Annotated in this window: 20 protein-coding genes; 6 read left to right on the top strand and 14 right to left on the bottom strand. The window is 38.4% G+C overall.

Annotated elements, in window-relative coordinates:
- Positions 1–7: 7 nt before the first annotated feature.
- The 6 genes from JR347_RS06670 to JR347_RS06645 form a co-directional block, all read right to left on the bottom strand.
- Complete coding sequence (locus JR347_RS06670) at positions 8–1,114, bottom strand: hypothetical protein (protein ID WP_205723272.1); 1,107 nt, start codon at positions 1,112–1,114, stop codon at positions 8–10.
- The gene (locus tag JR347_RS06665; RefSeq protein ID WP_205723271.1) at positions 1,114–2,376 is read right to left on the bottom strand and encodes a hypothetical protein; all 1,263 of its coding nucleotides are present in this window, start codon (positions 2,374–2,376) and stop codon (positions 1,114–1,116) included. The genes JR347_RS06670 and JR347_RS06665 overlap by 1 nt, the downstream gene beginning before the upstream one ends.
- 10 nt (positions 2,377–2,386) lie before the next feature.
- On the bottom strand, positions 2,387–3,940 hold the full coding sequence (locus JR347_RS06660; RefSeq protein ID WP_205723270.1) for a M14 family zinc carboxypeptidase: 1,554 nt from the start codon (positions 3,938–3,940) through the stop codon (positions 2,387–2,389).
- A gap of 2 nt (positions 3,941–3,942) precedes the next feature.
- Positions 3,943–5,367: a porin family protein gene (locus JR347_RS06655; protein ID WP_205723269.1), complete on the bottom strand. Its 1,425-nt coding sequence runs from the start codon at positions 5,365–5,367 to the stop codon at positions 3,943–3,945.
- 17 nt (positions 5,368–5,384) lie between these two features.
- Entirely contained in the window at positions 5,385–6,614 is a 1,230-nt protein-coding gene (locus JR347_RS06650; protein ID WP_205723268.1) for a GLUG motif-containing protein, read from the bottom strand.
- A 206-nt stretch (positions 6,615–6,820) separates the two neighbouring features.
- The gene (locus JR347_RS06645) at positions 6,821–10,123 is read right to left on the bottom strand and encodes an Ig-like domain-containing protein (RefSeq protein WP_205723267.1); all 3,303 of its coding nucleotides are present in this window, start codon (positions 10,121–10,123) and stop codon (positions 6,821–6,823) included.
- Positions 10,124–10,244: 121 nt separating this feature from the next.
- Here JR347_RS06645 and JR347_RS06640 point away from each other — a divergent pair, with 121 nt between their 5' ends.
- Positions 10,245–11,378 (top strand): hypothetical protein, encoded by a 1,134-nt coding sequence (locus JR347_RS06640; RefSeq protein WP_205723266.1) that lies wholly within the window; start codon positions 10,245–10,247, stop codon positions 11,376–11,378.
- A 58-nt stretch (positions 11,379–11,436) separates the two neighbouring features.
- Here the strand turns inward: JR347_RS06640 and JR347_RS06635 are convergent, their stop codons facing one another.
- The 4 genes from JR347_RS06635 to JR347_RS06620 all read right to left on the bottom strand — a co-directional run bounded on the left by JR347_RS06635 (position 11,437) and on the right by JR347_RS06620 (position 15,071).
- On the bottom strand, positions 11,437–11,850 hold the full coding sequence (locus tag JR347_RS06635) for a DUF6691 family protein (RefSeq protein WP_205723265.1): 414 nt from the start codon (positions 11,848–11,850) through the stop codon (positions 11,437–11,439).
- A gap of 4 nt (positions 11,851–11,854) precedes the next feature.
- On the bottom strand, positions 11,855–12,430 hold the full coding sequence (locus tag JR347_RS06630; RefSeq protein ID WP_205723264.1) for a YeeE/YedE family protein: 576 nt from the start codon (positions 12,428–12,430) through the stop codon (positions 11,855–11,857).
- Positions 12,431–12,490: 60 nt separating this feature from the next.
- Positions 12,491–14,218: a SulP family inorganic anion transporter gene (locus JR347_RS06625; protein WP_205723263.1), complete on the bottom strand. Its 1,728-nt coding sequence runs from the start codon at positions 14,216–14,218 to the stop codon at positions 12,491–12,493.
- Positions 14,219–14,351: 133 nt separating this feature from the next.
- Complete coding sequence (locus tag JR347_RS06620) at positions 14,352–15,071, bottom strand: DUF2490 domain-containing protein (protein WP_205723262.1); 720 nt, start codon at positions 15,069–15,071, stop codon at positions 14,352–14,354.
- 132 nt (positions 15,072–15,203) lie between these two features.
- Here JR347_RS06620 and JR347_RS06615 point away from each other — a divergent pair, with 132 nt between their 5' ends.
- The gene (locus tag JR347_RS06615; RefSeq protein ID WP_205723261.1) at positions 15,204–16,508 is read left to right on the top strand and encodes an aspartate kinase; all 1,305 of its coding nucleotides are present in this window, start codon (positions 15,204–15,206) and stop codon (positions 16,506–16,508) included.
- On the opposite strand, the gene JR347_RS06610 is transcribed toward JR347_RS06615, so the two are convergent.
- From JR347_RS06610 to JR347_RS06595, 4 genes are all read right to left on the bottom strand, one after another.
- Positions 16,509–17,951, bottom strand: coding sequence for a sodium:proton antiporter (locus JR347_RS06610; protein WP_235689798.1), 1,443 nt, complete (start codon positions 17,949–17,951; stop codon positions 16,509–16,511).
- 180 nt (positions 17,952–18,131) lie between these two features.
- Entirely contained in the window at positions 18,132–18,938 is an 807-nt protein-coding gene (locus JR347_RS06605; RefSeq protein WP_205723260.1) for a hypothetical protein, read from the bottom strand.
- A 118-nt stretch (positions 18,939–19,056) separates the two neighbouring features.
- Complete coding sequence (locus JR347_RS06600; RefSeq protein WP_205723259.1) at positions 19,057–20,283, bottom strand: Glu/Leu/Phe/Val dehydrogenase dimerization domain-containing protein; 1,227 nt, start codon at positions 20,281–20,283, stop codon at positions 19,057–19,059.
- Between the two features lie 45 nt (positions 20,284–20,328).
- The gene (locus JR347_RS06595; protein WP_205723258.1) at positions 20,329–21,399 is read right to left on the bottom strand and encodes an anhydro-N-acetylmuramic acid kinase; all 1,071 of its coding nucleotides are present in this window, start codon (positions 21,397–21,399) and stop codon (positions 20,329–20,331) included.
- 48 nt (positions 21,400–21,447) lie between these two features.
- On the opposite strand from JR347_RS06595, the gene JR347_RS06590 reads away from it, so the two are divergent.
- From JR347_RS06590 to lptC, 4 genes are read left to right on the top strand one after another with little or no spacing between them, the layout of a single operon-like run.
- A complete protein-coding gene (locus tag JR347_RS06590) occupies positions 21,448–22,155 on the top strand; it encodes a type III pantothenate kinase (RefSeq protein WP_205723257.1) in 708 nt (235 codons plus the stop codon).
- The gene (locus tag JR347_RS06585; RefSeq protein WP_205723256.1) at positions 22,145–23,431 is read left to right on the top strand and encodes a hypothetical protein; all 1,287 of its coding nucleotides are present in this window, start codon (positions 22,145–22,147) and stop codon (positions 23,429–23,431) included. Before JR347_RS06590 ends, JR347_RS06585 begins: the two co-directional genes overlap by 11 nt.
- A gap of 10 nt (positions 23,432–23,441) precedes the next feature.
- The gene (locus JR347_RS06580; RefSeq protein WP_205723255.1) at positions 23,442–24,740 is read left to right on the top strand and encodes a tetratricopeptide repeat protein; all 1,299 of its coding nucleotides are present in this window, start codon (positions 23,442–23,444) and stop codon (positions 24,738–24,740) included.
- A gap of 56 nt (positions 24,741–24,796) precedes the next feature.
- Positions 24,797–25,321, top strand: a complete 525-nt coding sequence (gene lptC / locus JR347_RS06575; protein WP_205723254.1) for an LPS export ABC transporter periplasmic protein LptC — start codon at positions 24,797–24,799, stop codon at positions 25,319–25,321.
- Positions 25,322–25,369 lie beyond the last annotated feature (48 nt).

The raw sequence follows: 25,369 nt of genomic DNA, 5'->3' as shown, positions 1-25,369 counted from the left end.
GCTCTTTTTATTGTAGAAGTTGATTCAGAAGTTGCACATGTTCAGGTGAGTTATAAATACCATCTGCACTATGACCTACGCCCGGTACACTTAAAATCTCATGTTCATTTGTAGGGTATTGATTATTCATATATTGAAGCATATATTGCCCCCGCTGGTACCTACTGTCACCAGATCCACCTTGCTGATTTTCAGATTCACAACCACTTGTAGCCCCATTCACATCAAGTTCCCCAAGCACATAGTATACTTTTCTATTAATGAATTGAACACGTATGTTTTCGAGCCCTATTAATGAAATAAAGGCATATCTGCTGTCCTCCGTCAGTGCAGATAATCCGTAGGGATAGTCATCATACGTATCACAATCTATTGGTAAGTAAGTGTCAGATCCATTCCATCTTAGTGAATTAGGATACGCATAATGAGAGGCATTTGCTGCCAGGTATGTAAATGTGTAATCAGGAAACTGACCTTCAGTTTCGCTGATAGAAGCATATCGCTGTACAAATTGCCCACCAGCAGAGTGGCCGGCAATAATGACATTGGTTAAATCAGGAAAATTTGAATTTTCCAGTAACAATTCTGTTAGAAAATAATCTATAATTTGAGATGAGCTTAGTGGAGCTCCGGATGGGGAAGAAGCCTTGCCTCCTGCCCTCCAAACGGCATTGTCCCAGTCTATTTCTGCCCCTGTACCTTCATGAAAAAAATGTGGCGCAATAACCATTGTGCTACTGCCTGCCGAGGAAGAATTTACAGCAGAGTTCATGGAGTTATATTCAGATTGCACTGCGCCATCTAAAGCACTTAACCCATGTACTGAAAAGATTACATTCCTAATTCCTGAATTCACTGAATTAACATTGTGTGATGCATAGAAATAGAAATTTCCTACATTATTTTCCTCAGCGACTGTTCTAAATTGGATGGTCTGACGTGCAGCAGCGTCAAATGTGCTGGTAACCTCAGCAGAGGTGATAGTTAGTAATTCATTAGGGTCTACAGGAGCCTTTTTTGCTATTGGTTTTACCTCATTTGAATTACAGGCAGGCAATAAAATTACAATGCTAACCGCAACCAGGAAAAAAATATGTTTTAGCATTTTGTTCATTAGAAAATGATTTGAAGTGCAGCGCTTGCCCTGATTTCGCCTTTTTCCACCAATGCGTCATTTTCTAACTGATCATAAGTAAGAAAATCGGCATTCAACTGAATCTTCATTGCTTGCCCCTTTAAAAATTTTGTTAGACCAACAGTAATATCTTCCTGATTGGTGATCACTGAAAAAGGCTCATTATCAAATTCCGGTGTAATCTGAGTATAGCGAACATCCAAAGACCAATTGTTTTTTGTTAAATAACCTGCCTGAACATTTAATCCTGTTCCCAATACCAGGTATTGTGAAATATCTCCTTTGTAGATAGGTATTTGCGCTAGTGGATCTGTATTGGTGTAAAGACCTGTTATCTCACTTCCAAATGCATTCACGTATTCCAATGAAGCATTAAACCCTTTGAATTTAACTATCACATCTGCATAAAGCTTTTGATAATTTGGATAAGCATTTCTGAACTGCCCATCAGAATCAATCTGACTATAGAACACGAATTGCCCATGGCCTTCACCCACCTGATCACTTGCACCTTGATTACTTGAAAACGCACTACCAATCATTATTTTGGGTGTACTTTCCCTGGCTAAATCTGCCCCAAGAAAATCATTCCCTTCAGAAAATTCTCCAAATGGATATACCTCTAGTCTGCCTCCAAATTTAGCGCCTCCGTAGTCGTACCGATCTGTGGTTCCATTACCGAAAGAGTTAATTCCATCCCCTGAAGTAAATGCTAAAGAAGGCTTCAATACCACTCCTCCAACATCGAAATTACCATCAATGAATAAACCAAACTCCCGTCCCAATCTGGCATAGTTGGAGCTTAGAATGCTTCTATTTACAAACTGAAAATAATTCTGATGTGTATTTACTTCCCTGTTGTTTGTATTTACCAGTTTTTGACCGGCTGAAATAAACAATTTTTTATTGGCCACATCAAACCCCACCCATGCTTCTAATAACGACCAGGTGTTTACGAAGTCCGCCAAAATGAAGAAGGTCATTTTTTCATTTTTAGCTTTACCGAGTAACGAGAATTGCGCTCTTTGCAAGGCAAAACCATGCTTACTTTCAAGAATTTCTGCTGTATCTCTCGTATAAGTGTATGCGGATTTTAAGTTTCCTCCAATACTAAAAAAGTAGTCGCCATCATTCAATGATAGGTTGGCGCCTTCCCCCAATTCGAAGTAGGTACTATCCTGGCTAATAGCCTCACCAAAAACGGTGAAATGTATTAAGGCTAAAATGATAAATTTCTTCATATTCAATTCATTAAAAATTTTGGCTCTCATCAACGTTCATTAATCGATAAATTGGGATTTCCTCTCCCTTTTGAGCTTCCACTACCCGCACGCGCACAAAACTGTTTTCATTTTCAGGCTCTAAGGCAGTTACTGCCAGATTTGCATTCTTTTGATTGAGGCGTATAATAAAAGCTCCTTGCTCAAATTGCTTTTCGATGGTAGATATTTGTGTGGATACATTATTAGGAAAGTAGCCCTGATATTTTGATGCTTCAATTTCCTGAGCCTCTACTACATAAGATTGCACTTCAAACGTTTGGGGGGTTTTGAGTGTATCGATATCAAGACCAAGGATTCGTAAATTTTCAATGGCCTGTGTTTGATTTGATGGTAACACATAGGCATAAGGCCTTTCTCTGGAAACTACAGGTGTCATCTCCTTAGAACTTGCTACAGGAAATTCATTTTCTACCGCTTCATTCTCAGCTATGTCAATGAATTTAATAGGCAGCTCTACATTAGACTTTTTACTTTTTATCACCACATCATGTTCCCTGGCTATGGTGGATTCAATGGCTTCGTTCACTCCGGCAAGAACCCGATCATGATTTTCATAAGCCGTTTTTAGATATGAAAATGCAGCAGTATAGGTGATGTAAACCCTTCGTTCAAAAGAATTTCTATTCAATCTAATTCCTCTTATTTCCATCAAAACGCTGATTGAATTACCCAAGGCAAAGGAAGTAGCACTTGACCTGGCACTCGTTGACCCCATGTTAAAATAGAGTTTACCAAGGTTCTCCTGTGGTGAGAAATAATCATTATACTGAAAGCCTTCTTCAGTGAATTTGGCTTTGGCATTTTTCACAAATAAATTCTCTGTTAAATCGCGTATTTTGGGCTCAACATTTAGCTCACCGGTGTAAAGAAACATAGCATCATAAAAGGATGTATAGCCCATATCGCCAAATTGCCTAAAGGCCGCTCTGAAAGGATTATACTCATGAAAATCTATGGAAACATGTGGGGAGTAGTCAGCATAAGTAGCTCTTAATTGCTTGATTTCCGGTATTTGAAGCTTCATGAGATCACGGTTTAAATCAAGGTCGTTTTTAGCTCTTCTATTTTGCTTAACATACCCATCAATATTTACCATTGGCACTATCACTACCTCAAGCCTATCGAGTAAAAAGGAGTTTTCATCTTTCGTGAGCAAGTCACTCAACACGGCCAGCATACCTTCGGAGCTGGCAGGCTCATTACCATGAATTCCACCTTGCATCCAAATTCTTAATTTATCCGTGCTTCCGGGTTTTGATATCTTTACATAAGGAATTTTTCTGCCTTTTTGTGTCTTGCCTAAATACAGAAGTTGAGCATGTTCATTTGAAGAAGTTAACTCTTCCAAAAATGCAATTAGCTCTTTATAATTAGTAAACCCGTGTTTGCTCTCAAATGCAGGAGTGTTAAAAGTTACATCCAAATCTGGAAAGAACTTATTGGTAAGCCTACCTGGCTGTTGAGAATAACCAACCACGGCTAGCTGAATTAGGATGAGTATGTATATTAATTTTAGTTTCATAATTAAAATGCTAGAGAAAATACCATCCTATAAGTCCATTCATCAGGGATTGCTACATCTATATCAGAACCACCTGAGGGGTTGGCTCCTGAATAAATTCGGGCATCTCCCCCTGTTTTTGTTTCCACAGAATTGTAGGTAATTGACGCCTGAATTTTCATGGCATATTTTTGCATGTATTTCGTTAAGCCAAAAGTGTAGTACTCCGGTCTGTTATAGATACCAGCATCAAGAAAAGTCTCTGATTCAGGGATGATTGCACCTGTGTTATCAAGCTCAATTAAATCGTTGATCTTTTCGTAACGTGCATCTACGGACCAATCGCCTCTGAAAAGATAACCTGCCTGGATATTCCATATCTCGCCCAGATTTAATCGCCCTCGTACTGTTGCTTCATCATCTGTTATGCCGGATGGAACAGAAGCCTGGGTTTTTACATAAGCCCCCAGTACCACAAACCCTCGATATTTAAGAAGAAAATCAGCCACGAATTTTTCGTAGTCTGGCAATAATTCATTGCCTTCGATATCTGTATATAAGAATCTATCCGGTACTTGCCTGAAATTTCCATTTCTGTTCGACATGCCCTTATTGATTGAATAGGCACCTCCTACCACTAGCTTAGGCTTCCATTCCCTCAGCATATCCACACCATTAAATTCACCGCCTTTGAATAAGCCAAAAGGAAAAATATCTAATCGACCGCCATACTTTAGCCCTCCATAGTTCTCAAAAGCATTTTGCCCTTCCCCGGTGGTAATTTCTAAATAGGATTTGATGTACAGATCACGATATACTTTATCTCTTCTATCAACAAAAAGGCCCATATCTCTAAATACAGAAAATAAAGAAGTGATTCTGCTTCGCTCTACCATCTGAAGGGTATTTGATGTCATAAAAAATTCGCGATAGTTAGTTCTAGGTGCCTTTTGGCCAAGGCTAACTCTGGTATATCTAAAAGGGCGATAAGTGATGTAAGCATCCCAAAGGAAATTGTTCTCTTCATCTATTAATGTATTTCTATCACCCTCACTATTATTTCTACTTAAATCAAAACTGATGCGGTAAGACATTTTTAATTTTTTACTCTCACCACTCATTTTAATTCTAGCCCTGGAGATTCTATATCGATTTTCACGGTAGGAATTGCCAAGAGTATCGGTACCCCAAAACAACTCGTAATAAGGCTGGATATAGCCTGTGATGCGCATAGAATAGTCATTAGTTCTGGAGCTGAATCTTAAGCCGTCTCCAATGGTGTACCAATTAGGTAAAGCATACATTGCATCGGTATCAAAAGTATACTCGGTATCATCTTCATCCACTCCAAATTCAGCGTCAGGATCATCTTGACTGAAGGCAGAAGTACTAATTAATAAAAATGAACTGCATGCCAATGACATTAGCAACCGCTTGAATTGGCACATTATTAAATCGTGCGTTATCAAGGATTATTGATTAATGTTGGAAAACTACCATCTACACAAGACCAGATTGATAAGTCAAATGCTGAAAAATCTGAACAAGTTGAAGCGCTAATGTTGAGAAGTGTAAAACCACTGTCTTCAGAGACGGCATCTACACTTATATCAGCATTAGAACCATTTAAGATTGTTTGTAAGTTACTTCCGAAAATTCCAGACCCACCATCGCCATCACCGGAAAAATATCCAAATGAATTAGAATTATCCGGACTAAACCCAGGTGTAAAACTGGGTACATCCAAAATTAAATTGCTTGTACTATAACAATTAGTAATAGGTGAAATAGCACTATTGGCCGCACCGATAAAACCTCCTATATCGTCAGTACTGCTGGAGGTAATACTAACTGTACCGGTTGAATAACTATTTGATATGGATGTTCCTGCATTAGCGGCAAAGCCAATTAACCCACCAATACGAATTGAAGATCCTGAAACATTACCTGATGCATAGCACTGATCAATAGTTGTAGTATTCACCATTCCAACCAAACCACCAATTCTATTAGCAGCACTTGTTACGTTGATAGCCGATGAGCTTAAGGTAATTATAGATCTGTCGGCTTCGCCTATTAACCCTCCAGATCGACCTAATTCAGTTTCAGAGCCTGATGCAGTACTTTCTACACGCGAGTCGGTATTGGCGCCACGGACATGCGTATTTGTTACACGTAAACCATCGTTAGCATACCCTAATAAAACACCTACGTGCGTACTACCTCTTACTGCTTCAGATGGGGCAACTTCAATTGTTAGATTTCTTATTTCAATTGAAATTGCTGTTGAATTGTTATCATTTCCCAATACACCAAAAAAACCAATCCCATCCACATCGGGTCGGTCAATTTTCAAACCAGAAATAGTAAACCCACCGCCATTAAAATTTCCTTCGAAATTGTTGATCGGCAACCACCCTTCAGTTGGGTAGTTTTCTGAGATATAAGCAGATAGGTCAATATCATTGTTTAGTACATAAGTGCTTGACAATCTGTTTCTTAAAAATAAATCTAAGTGCTCAGCTGTTGATAACCGATAGGGGTCTGCATCAGTTCCTGAACCTGTTACTTCACTACCATTACCACCTCCGCCTACTGTGTCTATAGGATCTATTTCATCAGTATCATCGGTAGAGCAAGACATGAATGCCGCTGACATTAATGCAAGTGAGAAAAAAATGTATTTAAATTTCATAGTGTTTTAATAATAGAAGTATTCTCAAAAGATTGGTAAAGTCATTATAAAATCATTCTGACCTGCCTGCATGTAGCCGTTTTTGGCAGAGGCAGGCGAAGGAAGAATCTTACTCAGTTGTTAAATTATTAATTTCTGACTGAGTAAGATCCCTCGTTTCCTCGGGATGACCTGTCTTATGAGTCATCTTCTAATTGATCTGTTTATTATAATTCCCACTGAAGCACCGGGCCGTTAGAGCCGCTGATTCCTGAAGTTCCGAAAGACCAAACTGAGCCGCTAAATCCTGTAAATGAGGCTGCATTATCACCGTCCGTTCCAAAATCTATGCCTACAGGTGTTCCGTCATTGCCATCAGCCACAATAGAATGTGATAATGAATTGTCATAATAAAGATTTGAGAATGATGGTCCTGTAGAAGCCTCTCCCAAAATAAAACCTCCTTCACCAGCAGAGGTTATTGTTCCTCCAGAGTAACAATTCGACACGTCATTAGTTGCGGCAGATTTCATATCACCAATCAACCCACCCACTTCATTTGAACCAGTTACATTTCCAATTGCGTAACAATCACTTATAGTACCATCTGTTGCTTGTCCTATAAGACCGCCAACATCATCAATACCAGTTACATTACCTGAAGCGAAGCATTCTGTAATTATTATAGCATCAGCATCATCTGTTGTATATCCAATAAGTCCGCCAACTCTATCACCATCGGCACCTCCATTTACATCAACAGTTGAATAAGACCTTGTAATAGTCGCACTCGACACTACCTCACCAATTAAACCACCAATTCCTGCTGCTCCAGCTGCATTTATTGAAGATACAGTTCCTGAACCTGTAGCGTAACAATCTATAACTGTACCTCCATCCATAGAACCAATTAAACTTCCAACCATTTCTTGACCTACAACACCTCCTGATCCAAGACTAACACCTAAATCAGATATTTCAGCTCCTTGTGTTGAGCCAAATAGTCCAACCATATCCGTAGTATTTAAATCAATTTGAAGATTTGAAATTTCATTTCCGTTACCATTAAATGATCCAGTGAAAAGCATTATAGGATCCCAGAAACCAGCATTAAATCCAGATAAATTAACATCACTCATCAAAATGAAGCTTGCGCTCAGATTATTGCGCACCTCATCCAATTCTTCGGCTGTGCTAATCTCGTATGGAGAGCCTCCTGTACCTTCACCAATATAAAATGCTGTAGTAAAATCATACACCAAATCTGATGGAAGGCTTCCGTCATTATCAGCTATTGGATTAGCTGACAATAGGGTCAATGTGTAGTCCGTCTCGCCATCAAAATTGGCATCAGGTGTAATTGTAACCATGCTGCCTGTTGCCACAAAGCTTGAGCCTACAGTGCTTCCACCGGAAGTTAATGTGTAGCTATTTTCATCAAACCTGGTTTCTACGCTTGTATCAAAAGTTACGATTATCTCTCCTGCCCTATCTATTTCGGTGGCAGTTACACCCGTTGTTAATAGATCTGAAGAGATTTCTACGCTCACCACGGCCACAGCTCCTGGGGCAATTGTTGTGAATGTAGAGCTAAACGTATTTTCAATGCCTGCACCATTAGTACCTTCGGCTGAAGTAATTTCCAGTGTGTGCACTGCCGAATTAGATAAATTTGTATTAGGTGTCAATGTTAACACGGCACCTGTAACATCCGAGGTATGTGGTACATCCGTTGAGCCTTCTTTGAGAGTGTATACTAAACTGGCTTCATTTATATCGCTTGAAAATGTGATAATAATTTGTGTGGATGTTGCCACATCTGCCGTGGCATCAGCCGGATTAACGCTTACAACTGAGAACGTTTCAGGTGGTGCCGCAGCGGCCACTCCGTCTTTATTTCCTGTTGCATCGCTCGTTAGCTGGTCAAAAAGTGCCTGGCTTACTTCATAGGTAATAGGATCACCAGAACCATCTAAATTGCCGCCCATATCTAAATGAACCAGGGCGGTATTTATACTTTCATCTACTGTTAATGTAGACAATACATTCGTTACACCACCTACTTCTGCATTTGCTATGCCATCGCCATCAAGACGCAAATAGGTTAATTCAGGAAAATCTGTAGCATCAAAATCTGATAAGTTATGTCTAAAGATTCTAATTCTTTTCATTCCGGCAGGAAGCGTTAAATTAGTTAAGAAATTCGCCTGATTATCAGAGGAATTAGTATACTGCAGTGTATCTAAAGTTGTAACTGCTGACAAGTCTAAATCACTAATACTCGTGTAATCAATATCTAAATTAACCAACGAAGTAAAGAATTGAATTCCATCAATATCTTGTATGTTAAGTGGTGTTCCACTACTGCCACCCAAGTCTAAGAATGTAATTGTAGCTGCTGCATCTTCATCCAAAAAGTAAGAACCTCCATCTTCAGTAGCTAATCCTTGAGCCATTAGCGCTTTACCAAATTCTGCATCAGGCAATTCGTAACCTGCCTCACCTTCAAAGGCTCCAACAACACCATCTTTATTGCCTGTGCCGTCACTCGTTAGTTGTGCAAATAATGCCTGGCTTACTTCGTAGGTAATTGGTTCACCATCAGCATCAAGATTGCCTCCCATATCTAAATGAACAAGTACTGTATTTATCGTTTCATCAACAGTAAGTGTGGTTAGAACATTTGTTACCCCATCTACTTCTGCATTTGGAATATCATCACCGTCTAATCTTAAATAGGTCAGCTCAGCAAATTGTGTTGCATCAAACTCTGCCAGGTTGTGTCTGAAAATTCTAATTCTCTTCATACCTGAAGGCAGTACCAGATTGGTCAAGAAATTTGCCTGATTATCTGAAGAGTTAGTATATTGAAGTGTATCCAAGGTAGGGTTGTCCGACAAATCCAAGTCTGAAATGCTTGTATAATCAATATCCAATTCTACCAAAGAAGTGAAGAATTGAATACCATCAATATTTTTAATATCAAGCGGTGCTGAGCTACTACCTCCTAAATCCAAATTCTTTACGGTAGCTGCAGCTGTTTCATTTAAAACATATGTGTCACCATTAGCCGTAGCATAACCTTGTGCTTCTAGCGCTTTTCCAAATTCCACATCAGGTATTTCAAAACCTGTGTCTGCTTTTGTTGTAAATGAAAATATCTCACTCGTAGCTATTTGATCGTTCAGATCTTTTACCTGAACCTTCCAGTAATACTTGGTTGTAAAAGCAAGAGCAGTAGATAATGTTACTTCTGTTGTTGTTACCGTTGCCAGTAAATCTGTAGGGTCTTCACTCGTTCCGAAGAAGACGGCATATTCTTTTATACCAGCAACTGACTCTGATGCCTGCCACGAAAGTGTTGGTGTTAAAGATTGGTCTACTGCTTCATTAACAGGAGCAGTTAGTACCGGAACTGATGGCCCCGCTACAGTTGGATCATCATCGTCTTTACATGACGAATAAGTTAAAATTGTAATTGCCGTAAGCAGCGACAAGTAGGTTTTGTAAGAACTAATTAACCACTTCATATGTAGATAAGTTTATTTAAAACGTTTGCAATCAGCAGCCAATTAAAATGTTTTATGCTAAAAAAATGTACTTTCAACGATTTTTATCGAATTTTAAGAAAGATTATTAATAGAAAACTAATTGACCGACCTGTATAAAGATTTAGTTTCCAAATTAGAGCTGCTGTTTGGCAAATTTGATGAGGAAAATAAGAAGTTTCCTAAAGCTCCTAATTCTGAAGTAGCCCGAGAGCTTGGCTATAGCGATGCACAGTTTTCCAGACTAATTAATCAGCATGCAACTGAAGGCGAATACCAAAGAGCCAATAAAAATGCAGAAAGAATTTTAACTCTTCTGGAATTAGAAAATCGATTGAAAAAAGTGGGTGTAAACCCAAAGCAAGCACTTGCCTCACCCAAGAAAAGAATTATGTTTTTGATTGTGGGATTAATCGTTGGGTCTGTTTCGGCTTACCTCTTGTTTTTTAATAACGAGAATATAGTTGAATCTTCAATATCCAAATATGATATGCTTCGCTGGAGCTTTGAAACATCTTATGTAAAACCGTATGTTAATCTTAATAATCTGCCAGAAGACTGCAACTTTCCTTGTTATAAGTATCAAGGTAAATGGGAATTAAAAGACCCATATAAAATACCTTTTTTTAGGGAGCAGAATGGGTATCATTATGCTGCCACTGAGGTTATAATGTACGCGCGGTGCATAACGGAAGAAGCTGAAAGAGGAAGTAAATTCGAAGGCTATGAATACCAAAAGCATGAAATTTGGTATGATAAACGAGAATTACCTGTTGATTCATTCATTTACACTAACGGTAATATCAAAGAAGCATATCAAAAACTAGATTTTAAGGAAGATGACAACTTTATTAAAGTTGCAACGGTTCATACATTTTTCAGGAATGAATTCGTGCTGGAAGGTTCAGTGATAGCACGAACAGGGAAGGTTATCGGAAGAGATTTGGAAATGGTAACAACTGATGAGTTATCTCAATTAATTCAAGATAGAAATAAACTGGCAAAAATTGAAAGTAACATTAATCGGATTGCAAGTAATCGCCTCGAAGATTTCTCCCGGCCTATTTCTTGTGATAAGGCTACTGCACCAGAAGCTGATTTTAATATGGTGAAAGATGGAGATTTAATAAGTTTCGATTGCAGGCTTACCACCAGCAGAGTTTCATTGGATTATGTTAAGACATACATTTTGGAAGATCAGTATATTAAAAATACTTGCAGGGCGTCAGATAATTAGCCATTAAATCAAGAACCATGCTGTTTTAAGGAACACTCCTTTGATCTTGCACTAATAATTAATGCGGCAGCTTATCCTTCACCAACCCATAGGTGTAAGTTCCAAGCAATGCTGAGGCAATTACCACCAATACAACGCTTACTCCATTACCAACTAGAATAAATAACGGCCCCGGACAAGCACCGGTTAATGCCCAGCCTAATCCAAATATAATACCGCCAAATAGGTATCTGGAAACGCTTTTAGCTTTTGGTGCAATAATAATTCGAGAGCCATCAGCCGACTTCATATTAGTGCGTTTAATGATTTGCGTAGCAATAACTCCCAACACCACGGCTGTACCTATTACTCCATACATGTGAAAAGACTGAAAGCGGAACATCTCATAAATCCTGTACCACGAAATAATTTCTGCTTTGGTAAGCGTGATACCGAATACAATTCCGATTAATAAATATCTAAAAAATTTCATTTTCCTAAAGAGTTAATAAGAGTGGTAAAACAAGATAAGTAATAAAAAGGCCACCTATAAAAAAGCCAATAACTGCTATTAGAGAGGGTAGTTGCAAATCACTCAACCCACTAATGGCATGCCCCGAAGTACAACCCCCTGCATAGCGAGTACCAAAACCCACCAAGAATCCGCCAACAATAAGCATTACAAATCCTTTTAGGGTTAAAAGGGATTCCCAGGAAAAGAGTTGCTCAGGAACGATATTCTCTCCCGGATTTTCAATTCCTAAAGATTGCAATTCAGCAATGGTCTCATCTGAAATCTGAACACTCGAATCGGGAGTGAGCCATTGTGCCGCTATGAAGCCTCCGATCATCATTCCACCAGCAAAAATCAGGTTCCAAGTTTGAGCCCTCCAGTTAAAATCAAAAAATTCGCAATTTTTTCCCGCACCAAAAATGGAACATACCGTTCTCAGATTAGAGGATATGCCAAACGTATTACCTAAATAAAGTAGCGTAAACATCACCAGGGCAATGATAAAGCCCGCTACATACCACGGCCAGGGTTGACTTATAATTTCAAATAGTTCTTTCATCAACATTCATTTTTTAGCACAACACTTAATGCGCTGTAATTCTCTTGTATGTATTAACAATTAATTTTTATGATTTTCTAAAATGCCATGTTGTGTGGCATATTCTTTCGACTGCTGATCCGTTTCTGTAGGCCGACCATTAACCGCTGAATTAAGGGTAAGGAAAATGTTGTCTTCACCAAGTTCATCCATCAAACCTATCTTATAGAACACGTCTCGTACCGGCCCAATAACATCGCTAAACGATAGCCTGATATTCTTTTCCTTCAATGAAGCATGTATTTCTCGAATCCCCTGTGCTGCTGTGGCATCTATCATGCTTACAGGCCCTGCATCAATAATCACTCGCTCAATTTTTGGGTTAGAACTAATGGCATTTTCTATATAATCTTTCACAAACTGTATATTGATAAATGTTATTGGCGCATCCACCCTCATTATCAGCAATTCATCCCAAACCTCTAAATTTCTAAAGCGTGCGAGGTTTCTGTATTCATTAAAGCCTTTTAATTTACCTAACCTCGCAATGTGCGGATATGCTGTTCGATATAATAACACCAATATTGAAAGTACAACCCCCGAAACAATACCAGGCACCATACTGAAATTCAACGTGATGAGTAACGTAGCCATGAGCAAGGCAAAATCTACTTTACTATCATGCCAAAGTTGTTTAATATAACTGACATCAATTAACCCCGACACTGCTACCATGATAACCGAAGCCAATATTGCCTCGGGCAAATAGTAGAACAATGGCGTAAGAAATAGTAAGGTTAGCGCAATCAAAACCGCACTTATTACAGAAGCCATAGGTGTTTTAGCTCCCGCCTGATAATTGACTGCGCTTCGTGAAAAACCTCCCGTTACCGGGTATGACTGAAATAATGAACCTATTACATTGGCGGCTCCAAGGCCTATCAATTCCTGATTGGCTTTTACTTTATGATCGCCACTTTTAGTTTCCAATGCTTTTGAAACTGAGTATGCCTCCATAAAAGCCACTATAGAAATGGTTAACGCCAACGGCAACAATGAACTGATTGTTTCCAAATCAAAAGAAGGTAATATAAAAGATGGTAAACCACTTGGTATTTCCCGGACTACCGCCACTCCGGTTTGGTCCAGAGAAAATATAACCACCACTCCAATACCTACAATAACTGCCAGAAGTGAACCTGGTATATTACTATTTAGCCGCTTTACAAGCTTAATAAGCACAATACCAGCTACACCAAGTAATAAGGTAGTTATATGTGTTTCATTAATTTTCTGAATCGCATCCCAAACTATGAGATAAACCTTGTTGCTTTTCAATATCTCAACACCCATTAAATACTTAAGTTGATTGAGCCCTATGATGATTGCCGCTGCAGATGTAAACCCATTAATTACCGGTTTTGATAGAAGATTAGTAATAAAACCCATCCTAAATACACCTAAAAGCAATTGAAATAAGCCCATGAAAAAAGCCAGCAATATAGCATAGGTAATGTATTGCTCAGTACCCTGAGTAGCCATTACTGAAACACCCGCAGCCACCATGAGTGAGTCCATAGCAACCGGGGCAACAGAAAGCTGCCTTGAGGTACCGAAGAACGCATAAATAATTTGTGGAACTATTGAAGCGTACAATCCATAAACAGGAGGTAATCCGGCAATTAGGGCATAGGCCATTCCCTGCGGAATAAGCATTACGCCTACAGTAAGTCCGGCAAAAAGGTCGCCTTTTAAATCAGTACCCGAGTATTTCGGAAGCCACTCTATTATTGGGAAGAATTTTTTCAAAGTATTTATATCCCGTTTATTTCAACAAGTTGCAAAAATGATTATTCAGAATCTATGATTAAGTAACTTATGTTACACAAAAGAATGATCAAGAATTGCAGTACATAACCTCAAATGAATAGAGGAGTATGATCTAATTCAACCTCCAGTCAAAAATAAACCATGCTGTAGGGTGGCGCTCAAATCTATCAGCTGAATTTTTTGCATAGTGATGCATATAGCCACCTAACAAAGACAACCGATCTGAAAAGTGGTAATTGGTTCCAATAAAAAACCAATTTCTATCAAAACCAACACTTTTTAAATCGTCACTACTGTTTATAAAAAGTTCATCGAACAACACTATCTCCCATGCATCATTCAATGGTCTTCTATACATCAATCTGTACCTCAAGCGATGACTGAAATCATAATCATCTACTTCAAAAGAACCATCTGTTTGTTCTGCCAAGTTAGCCTGCCAGCGATGTTCCAGCCTATACCTATGAGCAAATATGGATTTATTGATTTGCTGATTGAATGTTATCTGCTCCCAAATATTATGTTCTGGTTTGGTTTCAGGTAATGGATATTGACCGTACGGATAGGTACGTATATAAGTATAACCACCAGAATAAATGATATTAGCATTCGCATAGTAGTTAAAAAAGGGTCTTAATAAAAACTGCTGATCATCATTCAGATAGTCATCAAAACGTAGATGTATCTCATTGCCAACATCCCACTTATCATTCAATTTGAAGGTATGCAACATCATAAACCAAACATCATCCCTGCCATGAATTTCCTGAGAATACGAGTGAAAATTTATGAATATAGTGAGTAGAACAGTAATTAAAAGTGTGTTTTTCATCTTAACAATTTTCCGCAAGTTTCAATTAAACATCCAGTTTAACTGTAACAAATATTACATTATTAGTTTTTAATTCTTTTACTACACTCTATTAACTTCAAAACCACTATTTTCGTGGCCTAATTTTCGATTATGATTATTTACAAATTTGGTGGCACCTCGGTAGGAAGTGCCTCACGCATGCACAAAGTGGCAGATCTCATTACATTAGATAATGAACCCAAAATCGTGGTGCTATCAGCGGTATCTGGCACAACTAATACCTTGGTAGAAATTGGAGAGCTGTTACTTAAAGGTAGCAATGAAACTGCTCTTAAGCTTGTAGCCAGTTTAAAAAACGATTATTATAAAATTGTTGAAGAGCTATACAATCAAAAGGAATGGAAAGACCGGGGCCTTACTATTGTAGATAAATTTTTCGGTCAGATTGAGAATTTAGCCAATATTCCTGACTTTAATTTAGGGAATAATAAAACGCTGGTAGCATATGGCGAAATTTTGTCAACCAACCTCTTTGCTACCTATCTGCAAAGTAAAAGCATCGAATCTCAGCTAGTATCCGCTTTCGAATTTATGACTATCGATGAAGATGGTGAACCTGAGATTGAAAAGATAGGATCAAAACTTAAGCCTTTAATACAAGGAAAGGCACTTACCATTACCCAGGGCTTCATTTGCAAAAACCATGAAGGCCAAACAGATAACCTCAAAAGAGGCGGTAGCGATTATACAGCGTCTATTATTGGAGCAGCCGTTGCAGCCAAAGAAGTTCAAATTTGGACAGACATAGATGGTATGCACAATAATGATCCGCGTGTAGTAACTAATACAAAACCCATAGAAGCTTTAACTTTTGATGAAGCCGCAGAGCTGGCTTATTTCGGAGCTAAAATACTTCACCCTACTTCAATTCTGCCTGCTCAGAAATATAAAATTCCGGTTCGATTGAAAAGCACCATGGATCATGAAGCCAAGGGAACAATCATTAGTCTCGAATCCAATCAATCGGATATTAAGGCTATTGCTGCTAAGGATAATATTACTGCGATAAAAATTAAGTCAACGCGAATGTTATTGGCGTATGGGTTCTTGCAAAACATATTTGAGGTGTTTGGTAAGTACAAGACTCCTATAGATATGATCACCACATCTGAGGTGGCCGTTTCACTAACTATTGATGATAATAGAAACCTGAACAATATTGTTAAAGATTTGAACAAATTCGGGGTGGTAGAAGTAGATGAAAATCAAACCATTATTTGCATTGTTGGGAATATGGTTTCTGAAAAGAGTGGAATGCTCAAAAAGATATTCGATAGTATTTCAGATATACCTGTGAGAATGGTATCTTATGGAGGTAGTCGACATAATATCTCATTATTAATCGACTCCACCCACAAAACCGAAATTTTGAAAAAACTGAACCTGCTTTTCTAATTATATAAACGCAAAGAAAATTAGCCAGATAACTAAAAGCAGTGGCAGAAGGAATGGAATAGAAAATCGAATAATGTACCCAAAGAAGGACGGCATTTTTAAACCAATCTGTTCTGCTATTGATTTAACCATAAAGTTCGGACCATTACCAATATAAGTAAATGCTCCAAAGAAAACTGCCGCAATAGAAATTGCCTTAAGGTCGAGTACTGAATCGTGGAATACACCTCCATTGGCGAAGGCAACAACATCATTCAATTTGGTGATCTCACCGCCTTGTGATGCTAGTGCAGCCGTTAAAAAGTTAATATAAGTTGGAGCATTATCCAGGAATCCTGATAAAATACCGGTTCCCCAATAGAGCGTGTTATGGCTTATTAGTTTAGCGCCAGCCGGTGATGCGGCAAAACCACCCACCAGTTCAAGTGCCGGCATCATAGTTCCAAAAATTCCAATGAAAATAAATGCCACTTCTCTAATTGGCTCAAAACTAAACTCATTCCCTTGAATTGCCTTTTTATTGGCCAACTTGAACGATAAAAAGGCCACAAACAACATGATCAGCTCTCTCAGGAAAGAGAATTTTTGCCCGTGATATTCTATTGCTGGTACCCATGATATTACATTGGGGTCCAAAAATACAGAGGCAATTACCAGTCCAAGCCAAAAGAAGTTCCTGGCCCCGACCAGTTTAATTTTATTTGAGTAAGTAATTTCTTCATCACTCAAACCATAATTTGATTTGTTGTGTGAATCAAACCAATAGAAAACGATGACTAACAATATAATGGCTACAGCCCACGGAACAATGTTGTGCTCTAACGTCCAGAAGAAAGGCACCCCTTTTAGGAATCCTAAAAATAACGGTGGATCTCCAATAGGTGTAAGTGAGCCTCCAATATTACTCACAAGGAAAATGAAGAATATCACATGATAGGCCTTGAGTCTTGTTTTGTTCAACCTCATAAAAGGACGAATAAGTAACATGGATGCCCCGGTTGTACCAATTAAATTTGAAATCACAGCGCCCGTTACCAACAGTATCACATTGGCCATGGGAGTGGCTTTCTTATCAATATCGATCATAATACCACCTGAAGCGATATATAGCGCAGCCAGTAAAGAAATAAATTGCACATACTCAGCCAGGGCATGAACCGGCCCATGGGTATTACCTAAAACAAACAGATAGTAAAGTACTACCATTGCGGCAAAGGCCACGGCTACCTTTGGGTAATTCTTATGCCAAAAATGCTCATAGAAAAGCGGCCCAGTGGCAATCATTAAAAGTAAAATGATAAAAGGAAGAACTGTCCAGCCGGGAGGTGCATGATCTTCTTCATGGCCGGCTATGGTTTCTGCATGTGAATCATGATACACATCCACATTTTCAATGGTATCAGAATCGCTCGGATTGGAAGCTTCCGCGTTAGCCGGAAGCATAACCACCATGGTTAGAATAAGAAATAAAATGCCAACAAGCTTACTATTCACTAATCCTTAGTTTTTGTCAAATTAATTGAAAATGCTCCTTTTTGTCAAAAGCTCGTTACTGGTGGAAGCCCCAAAGGTATACAATTGACTTAATAATTTTCAATATGAAAATTAACAAGCCATTAAATTTTAACTAAAGAGCTCATAATTTATGAGCAATTCACCATTTTCATACCACCGCAGCCAGGCATCACCCAAAAGCTGGTAACCATCATTGTAAATTTCCACTCTCATCCAATCAGAATTTATCTCAACAGGTTTATAAATACCCTGAAGATTTACTGCTGCTGAATTTCCAAGAGGTTTCACCCTTAATTGATTATTTGTGGAAATATTTTTAACGGAGTGGCATTTTAACAAGAATGAAGGCCAGAACTCTACGTTTAAATCATGAACACTCATCCACATAGTTTTCCCCGTTTGTTTGTTTACAATTACCTGAACCCAATCTGTTGTAATAGACATACACCTAATCAATAGAATATCATAATCCAATTTTATGTACTCAGGATAAAACCATGGCGGTGCGTATGTTAATGTGTACCCTAATTCTGTTCTCTGAAACACTAAACTATCTAACGGTAAGTGCTCGTTAACAGATTTTTTGAGCTGTGGTTGGTAAAAATAGATAGTATTCTTCTCAAAGAAGTTTGGTTTGGCCATACCCAATCCCATTGAAATGGTCTCACCACGCTTTTGATAAGAGATCAAGGAAAATTGAGCATCTTTTCTTTTCTCTTCTCTAGCTTGTTTTGCTCTCCATAACAATAGTAGTATGAGAGCAGAAACAATTAATGCCGTTACTGCTAAAATCATCGCACGTTTTGCTGAGCATTTCGAAAGAATGATGAGCGAGGTTATTAAGCCGAAGGCAGCACCAAACATACCAGTACCTACCACTATACCAGGGCCAGCCAAGCCACTTGGGTATTCCAAGGTTAGGGAAGCTAAATATCCGCAAAGGAAAAATCCCAGAATTATAAAGCTTAACGCAACAAATATTGATTGAATGACCTTCACAAATGTCAGCTTTTTTAGAACTATTATGTTATTATCAAACCAGCTGTTTCAATGCTATTTCAAAAGATGTCTTCGCAATATTCGTTTTAGAATTATTCGCTCTAAACGTTTTTTCTAATGCCATACGTATCTTTTCTGAAGTATCTGTAAAGATCGATTCATCTGTAAGTTCTACTTCTGACTCCATCAAATAAGCAAATACCCTTGCCATACCACAGTTTGCGATAAAATCTGGGATAACAGAAAAGTTACTATCTGCGAATAAACCGGTCGGACCAAAGAAGATTTCAGGATCGGCAAAAGGCACATTAGCACCACATGAAAACACTTCCAAATCAGAGGCAATCATTCGATCTACCTGTTCTTTAGTTATCAACCTCGAAGCAGCTGCAGGAATGAATATTTCGAAATTCAAATCCCAAATCTTTTCATTGATTTCATCAAAAGGAATCATATCTGGTGTAGAAAGTCTGTTCCCATCACGATTAAGAAACAATTCTCTTATTTCTTCCAATGAGTAACCTTCCTCATTCATCACTCCACCATCTCTATCAATAATACCTACCACCTTAACTCCCATTTGAGCTAAATAGAATGCTGCCGCTGCGCCTACATTACCCCAGCCCTGAATAACAGCTCTTTTTGTTTGCACACTACCACCCCATAGGTTATAGTAATGCCGTACAGCTTCAGATACACCATAACCAGTAATCATATCAGCAACAGTATATTTCCTTTTCAGTGATGGTGAATATTTCTCATCTTCCAATACTTTAATTACACCTATCCTTAGCTGACCAATACGATTGATCAATTCTGGTTCTCTGGGCTGAAAGTGACCATTAAATACCCCTTCTTGTGGATGCCAAACACCTACATCTTCAGTAATGGGTATTACTTCATGTATCTCGTCTACATTTAAATCGCCACCCGTTCCATAATAATATTTAAGTAAAGGCTTCACCGCAGCATACCAACGCTCCAAAACTCCTCTTTTTCTAGGATCGCTTGGATCGAAATTGATACCCGATTTAGCACCCCCAATGGCAGGACCTGAAACGGTGAATTTCACTTCCATAGTCTTAGCCAGTGATTCTACTTCTCTTTTATCTAACCCCTTGCGCATTCTGGTTCCACCACCTGCAGCGCCTCCGCGTAATGAGTTAATTACAACCCAGCCTTCAGCTTCGGTTTCTGAGTCGCTCCATTCAAAAACAATTTCCGGTTTTTTATTTTCAAATTTCTCGAGAAGTTCTTTCATCGTAAACGTTTTAAATTTCTTTGGCGGGCAAAACTACAAAAATTTTCAGCCTAAGAAACCCACTACCACTCCAGAACATGAGTCTCTGGAAGCACCGGTAACGCTTGACAAAACATTTACCTCGCCCCTCACGCGTTTCACCCCTAAAAATGCAAAAGCAACGGCCTCCTTAAAGTCTATCAACATAGAATCAGGAATAACCACGTCAACTTTGGGCAAAGCTTCATTTAGCTTCGATATCAGAAATTTATTCTTAGCACCACCTCCTGTCACCAACATTTTAGTGTTGAAATTTTCGGTGTCTTGAACACACATTTTTAATTGTCCGACAATATGTTCCACACTTGTAGCCAGAAGATCGTTTATATCATAGTGTTCGAAATCTGAAAAATAGTGTGATGACACATATTCATACCCCAATGACTTTGGGCCATTGGTCGTGTAATATTCTAGCTCATTCCATTTATTTAATAGGGCATCTATCACTTTGCCCTCTGCCGCCAACTTGCCTTCGTTATCGTAAGGTTGATTAAGCTTATTGGCAAGTTTGTTCAATATCATATTACATGGCACCACATCAAAAGCTTTTCTTTCTTTTGCTTGATCAAATGAAATATTGGCTATCCCGCCAAGGTTTAGGCAGAAATCATAATCCGAAAACAATAGTTGATCAACTAGCGGAACGAGTGGAGCCCCTTGTCCGCCCAAAGCGACATCCAAACTTCTGAAGTCATAAACTACTGGCAACTTGCAAATGCCTGATATAATTTGTCCATTACCAATTTGAAGAGTAATACTTTTTTCTGGTTGATGAAAAACTGTGTGGCCATGCGAGGCTATGAAATCAACCGAGTGGCCTTGAGTTATTTTATGGCATTGCTGTCCGATAAATACACCTAATTGATTATCTAATTCCTTTAACTCAAGGCCAGAATTTTCAGTAGCAGAAGATAGACTTTCATATAGGCTTTTTGGAAAATCTACTGTTTTACAATCAACAATATCGAATTCCCATTTCTCACCAACTAGGCTAAAATCGCAAATAGCCAAATCAAGGCCATCTAATGATGTTCCAGACATTACGCCTAACACACGATAGGTTGAATTATTTTTCATAGCTTTGCCACTCCTTTCAGAACTTACCTTGATTTACAGGTACAAATTATGAATTTAGTTATCGATTTTGGCAATACTACAGGCAAAGTAGGTCTTTTTACTAATAATGACCTTATAAAGGTAATGCGTCCTGTACAACTTGACGACATTGCTAAATTTTTTGATGAGTATGATATTCAGAATACGATAATTAGTTCATCCAGCATTTCTACATCAAATATTCGAAAAAAAGTACATGGCAATTGTTTGGAGCTGAGCCATAAAACTCCGCTACCATTTGCCATTAACTATAAAACCCCGGAAACGCTAGGGTTAGATAGAATTGCTGGGGTAGCAGGTGCTTATTTCAACCACCCTAATGAAAATTGTTTAGTGATAGATATTGGCACTTGCATCACATATGATGTGCTCGTTAATGGCCAGTATCCGGGAGGAGCGATTTCTCCGGGGTTAACAATGCGATTTAAAGCATTGAATACTTTCACAGCAAATTTACCGTTGGTTGAAAATGAAGGTTCAACAGAGTTAGTAGGCGATAGTACTAAAAACTCAATATTAAGCGGGGTTGCAAATGGTATGGCGGCTGAAATTGATGGGTTCATAGAGAACTTCAATCACAAATTTGGCCCGTTAAAGGTGCTAATTTGTGGTGGAGATTACATTTTCTTTGAAAACAAACTCAAAGCTAGCATATTTGCAGCCCCTGAATTGGTTTTGAAAGGTTTAAACGGGATTTTACAGTATAATGTATCATAGAATAGCAAGCCGTATTTTGGCGGTAGTATTGATTTGTGTAGTAGGAAACGCGGCAATGGGTCAGGCAACAAGATCCCCCTTTACGGCTAATGGTATCGGTGATATTGTAGAATTAGCCCAGGCGCATAATCAGGGTAATGGTGGATTAGGCATCAGCAATGGTAACTATTGGAACCTCAATAACATGAATCCTGCCCTTTTACCATACAACTCTTTAACAGTTTTTTCAGCAGGTTTTGTTGGTGGTCAGCGTACTGTAGCCAGCGAAAGTCTTGAAGAACAGTATACTGCCGGAAACTTAAACTATTTGGTCACAGCCTTTCCCGTTAAAAAAGGTATTTGGACTACATCTATAGGTTTAATGCCTTACAGTAATGTGAATTACGACTTCACCTACACCAGTGTGGTTACAGGAAGCAATGATGTAGTAGAGATTAGGGAAAGAGGAACGGGTGGCTTCAATCAATTCTACTGGTCTAATGGTGTCGCATTAAACAAATATCTATTTGTAGGCTTAAAAGCTACCTACATTTTTAGTTCAATTGAAAAGAAATTCTCAAACACCATACAAAATGTGGGTAATGTATATACACCCGTAGTAACGGATAGAGTAACGGTTTCAGACTTTCTATTGAGTGGTGGCTTAGCTTTTAACGCTGATTCCATATTTAACAGCAAGGTAAAGTTCAAAGCCGGATTAACGTATGATTTAGGTACAGATGTAAATGCTAAAAAATTCCAAAGCTTCGACAGAACCGTAGATAATAGACCTCCAATTGCTACTGATACTTTAATAGACAATCAAAGCGGCATAGTTAGAATTCCTCAGGCTATTGGTTTAGGTATATCTTTCAATAGAGGGTTAAGATGGATGATTGGTATGGATGTTAAAATGCAAAAATGGTCTGAATACAAGCGATTTGATGGCTCTGACGGCTCATTTGACGATTCATTTAAAATTACATTGGGTGGTGAATGGACTCCAGACCCCTCTTCAGTAACCAGTTATATTAAACGTATAACCTATAGAATAGGTGGTTCATATGAAAATACCCCCTATTTGGTTGATAATGAAGGGGAAATGAATCAGGTTAAAGATTTTGGCATTAACTTTGGATGGTCTTTACCAGCAGGAAGGTTTTCAAGTTTTGATATGGCCTTCCGTTATGGTAGAAGAGGATCAATTGACAAAACAATATTGGAAGAAAACTATTACAGAGTATACTTGGGCATTACATTTAATGACCAGTGGTTCATAAAACGGAAATACGATTAATAAAACGATTATGAAAAGATCAATTTTTAAACACATTTTATTGACAACTGCATTTGCTGCTTCTACAGGATTAGCTAGCGCACAATGCAACGACTGGAATTGGCCTGAAGATAAAGCCACCGCTGAAGAAAAAAATGTGTTGTACACCGATGCATTAAGAAACGATAATTTCAAGGCTGCCCAAAAACCACATATGTGGATTTTGAAAAACGCCCCGAATTTAAATACAGCTATTTACATCAACGGTGAGAAAATTTATAAAGGCTTAATGGAAAGTACCAAGGATGAAGCTAAGCAAGAAGTGTACTTTGACTCACTAATGATGATGTACGATATGCGAGTGAGGTACTGTGGAGAAGAAAAGGACGTAATCATTAGAAAAGCTTATGAAAACTATAAGCAAAATGCCAGGAAGGTAAGTGAATTACCAAAAGTTCTTGAGCTTTTCGATAGGGCTCTTGAGCTAAATGGAAATAATTTGGATTACTATGTTGTATTGCCTTACATGAGTGCCATTGTTAATAATGCAAAATATGTAAAGAACCTTTCTGAGGCCGAGATTTTGGAGAGATATGACAAACTTTCTGAAGTTATTAATCACAATATAGCTAATGGTACAAGAAAAGATAAGTGGGAAGATTACAAAGGTAAGGTTGATGGTATGCTTGTAAGTGTGGTGAATATCGACTGTGACTTTGTGAGAACTAATTTAGGTCCAAAATTCAAAGAGAATCCTAGCGACTTAAAGCTCGCTAAGAAAATCTTCGGCTTCATGTTGAATGGCAAATGTACTGATGATCCTTTGTGGTTAGAGGCTGGTAAAAAAATTCAGGAGAAAGAGCCTGAGTTTGGTTTAGCAAAAAATATAGCGCTAAAATTAAAGGGTACCAACAACGCTGAAGCTGAGAAATTCTTTAACCAAGCTATTGAGTTAACTGATGATCCAAGCAATAAAGCAGATATGTACATTCAGTTAGGTACTATGAGATCAGGTTCGGCAGCAAGAGAAATGTATAGAAAAGCATTGGCTGCGGATCCGACTAAAAGAGATGCCTACAGTGCCATTGGAATACTTTATTTCCAGAGCTTCGATGATTGTGCAGGTAAATCTGACATCGTTAAAGATAGAGCTGTTTTCTTAGCTGCTTATGATATGTTTGAAAAAGCAGGTAACTCTAAAATGATGGAACAGGCTAAAGGCCAGTTTCCTTCTAAAGAAGAAGTATTTACCTACAACTATACCACTGGTGATGCGATTACTGTAGGCTGCTGGATTGGTGAGACTACAACAATAAGAACCAGAGACTAATTAATAATTTGATTAAATTAAGAGGCCTTTGAATATTCATAGGCCTCTTTTACTATATGAAGCTACCAATTAAAATAGTATTTATTGCCTTTCTTTTTAGCTGTGGAAACACAGATAAAGAGTTAGAAACAGTAAAGCCCTATGAAGGGCCCACTGAAGAAATGGCAGACATGGTACTTTATAGAAGTGAATCTGCCACAAAAAGGGTAAAACTTGTAACCCCATTGCTTCAACAATTTGCCAATGGAAATCAAGAATTTCCTAAAGGTGTGTACCTGGAGTTTTATAATGAAGAAGGCCAACTAAAAACTACGTTAAAGGCCAATGAAGCAAAGTATTTTAAAGAAGAAGATCATTGGCGTGGCAGAGGTGATGTAGTTATCAAAAATGTTGAAACAAAAGAGCAACTCAATACAGAAGAGCTATTCTGGAAGCCTTCAGAAGAAAGAATGTACACAGAAAAGTTTGTAAAAATTACCTTGCCTGACCAGGTTTTGTATGGTACTGGGTTAGATGCCAAGCAGGATTTATCGGAATACACCATAAAACAACCAGAGGGCGAATTTTATCTCGATGAATAAGTTAGGCCCTACCCTTCTTTTTTCGGCTGTGGTAGCATTATTTATCAT

This window comes from Fulvivirga lutea (genome assembly GCF_017068455.1).
GTDB classification, from domain to species: domain Bacteria; phylum Bacteroidota; class Bacteroidia; order Cytophagales; family Cyclobacteriaceae; genus Fulvivirga; species Fulvivirga lutea.
This window is presented reverse-complemented; position numbering and strand designations above follow the sequence as displayed.

What these genes read in the sequence shown, in the direction of transcription:
- lptC (WP_205723254.1), top strand. Translation starts at nt 24,797, where the DNA reads ATGAAGCTACCAATTAAAATAGTATTTATTGCCTTTCTTTTTAGCTGT.
- JR347_RS06635 (WP_205723265.1), bottom strand. Translation starts at nt 11,850, where the DNA reads ATGAAATTTTTTAGATATTTATTAATCGGAATTGTATTCGGTATCACG.
- JR347_RS06595 (WP_205723258.1), bottom strand. Translation starts at nt 21,399, where the DNA reads ATGAAAAATAATTCAACCTATCGTGTGTTAGGCGTAATGTCTGGAACA.
- JR347_RS06585 (WP_205723256.1), top strand. Translation starts at nt 22,145, where the DNA reads ATGTATCATAGAATAGCAAGCCGTATTTTGGCGGTAGTATTGATTTGT.
- JR347_RS06615 (WP_205723261.1), top strand. Translation starts at nt 15,204, where the DNA reads ATGATTATTTACAAATTTGGTGGCACCTCGGTAGGAAGTGCCTCACGC.
- JR347_RS06580 (WP_205723255.1), top strand. Translation starts at nt 23,442, where the DNA reads ATGAAAAGATCAATTTTTAAACACATTTTATTGACAACTGCATTTGCT.
- JR347_RS06660 (WP_205723270.1), bottom strand. Translation starts at nt 3,940, where the DNA reads ATGAAACTAAAATTAATATACATACTCATCCTAATTCAGCTAGCCGTG.
- JR347_RS06600 (WP_205723259.1), bottom strand. Translation starts at nt 20,283, where the DNA reads ATGAAAGAACTTCTCGAGAAATTTGAAAATAAAAAACCGGAAATTGTT.
- JR347_RS06590 (WP_205723257.1), top strand. Translation starts at nt 21,448, where the DNA reads ATGAATTTAGTTATCGATTTTGGCAATACTACAGGCAAAGTAGGTCTT.
- JR347_RS06610 (WP_235689798.1), bottom strand. Translation starts at nt 17,951, where the DNA reads ATGCTTCCGGCTAACGCGGAAGCTTCCAATCCGAGCGATTCTGATACC.
- JR347_RS06665 (WP_205723271.1), bottom strand. Translation starts at nt 2,376, where the DNA reads ATGAAGAAATTTATCATTTTAGCCTTAATACATTTCACCGTTTTTGGT.
- JR347_RS06630 (WP_205723264.1), bottom strand. Translation starts at nt 12,430, where the DNA reads ATGAAAGAACTATTTGAAATTATAAGTCAACCCTGGCCGTGGTATGTA.
- JR347_RS06670 (WP_205723272.1), bottom strand. Translation starts at nt 1,114, where the DNA reads ATGAACAAAATGCTAAAACATATTTTTTTCCTGGTTGCGGTTAGCATT.
- JR347_RS06620 (WP_205723262.1), bottom strand. Translation starts at nt 15,071, where the DNA reads ATGAAAAACACACTTTTAATTACTGTTCTACTCACTATATTCATAAAT.
- JR347_RS06650 (WP_205723268.1), bottom strand. Translation starts at nt 6,614, where the DNA reads ATGAAATTTAAATACATTTTTTTCTCACTTGCATTAATGTCAGCGGCA.
- JR347_RS06645 (WP_205723267.1), bottom strand. Translation starts at nt 10,123, where the DNA reads ATGAAGTGGTTAATTAGTTCTTACAAAACCTACTTGTCGCTGCTTACG.
- JR347_RS06655 (WP_205723269.1), bottom strand. Translation starts at nt 5,367, where the DNA reads ATGTGCCAATTCAAGCGGTTGCTAATGTCATTGGCATGCAGTTCATTT.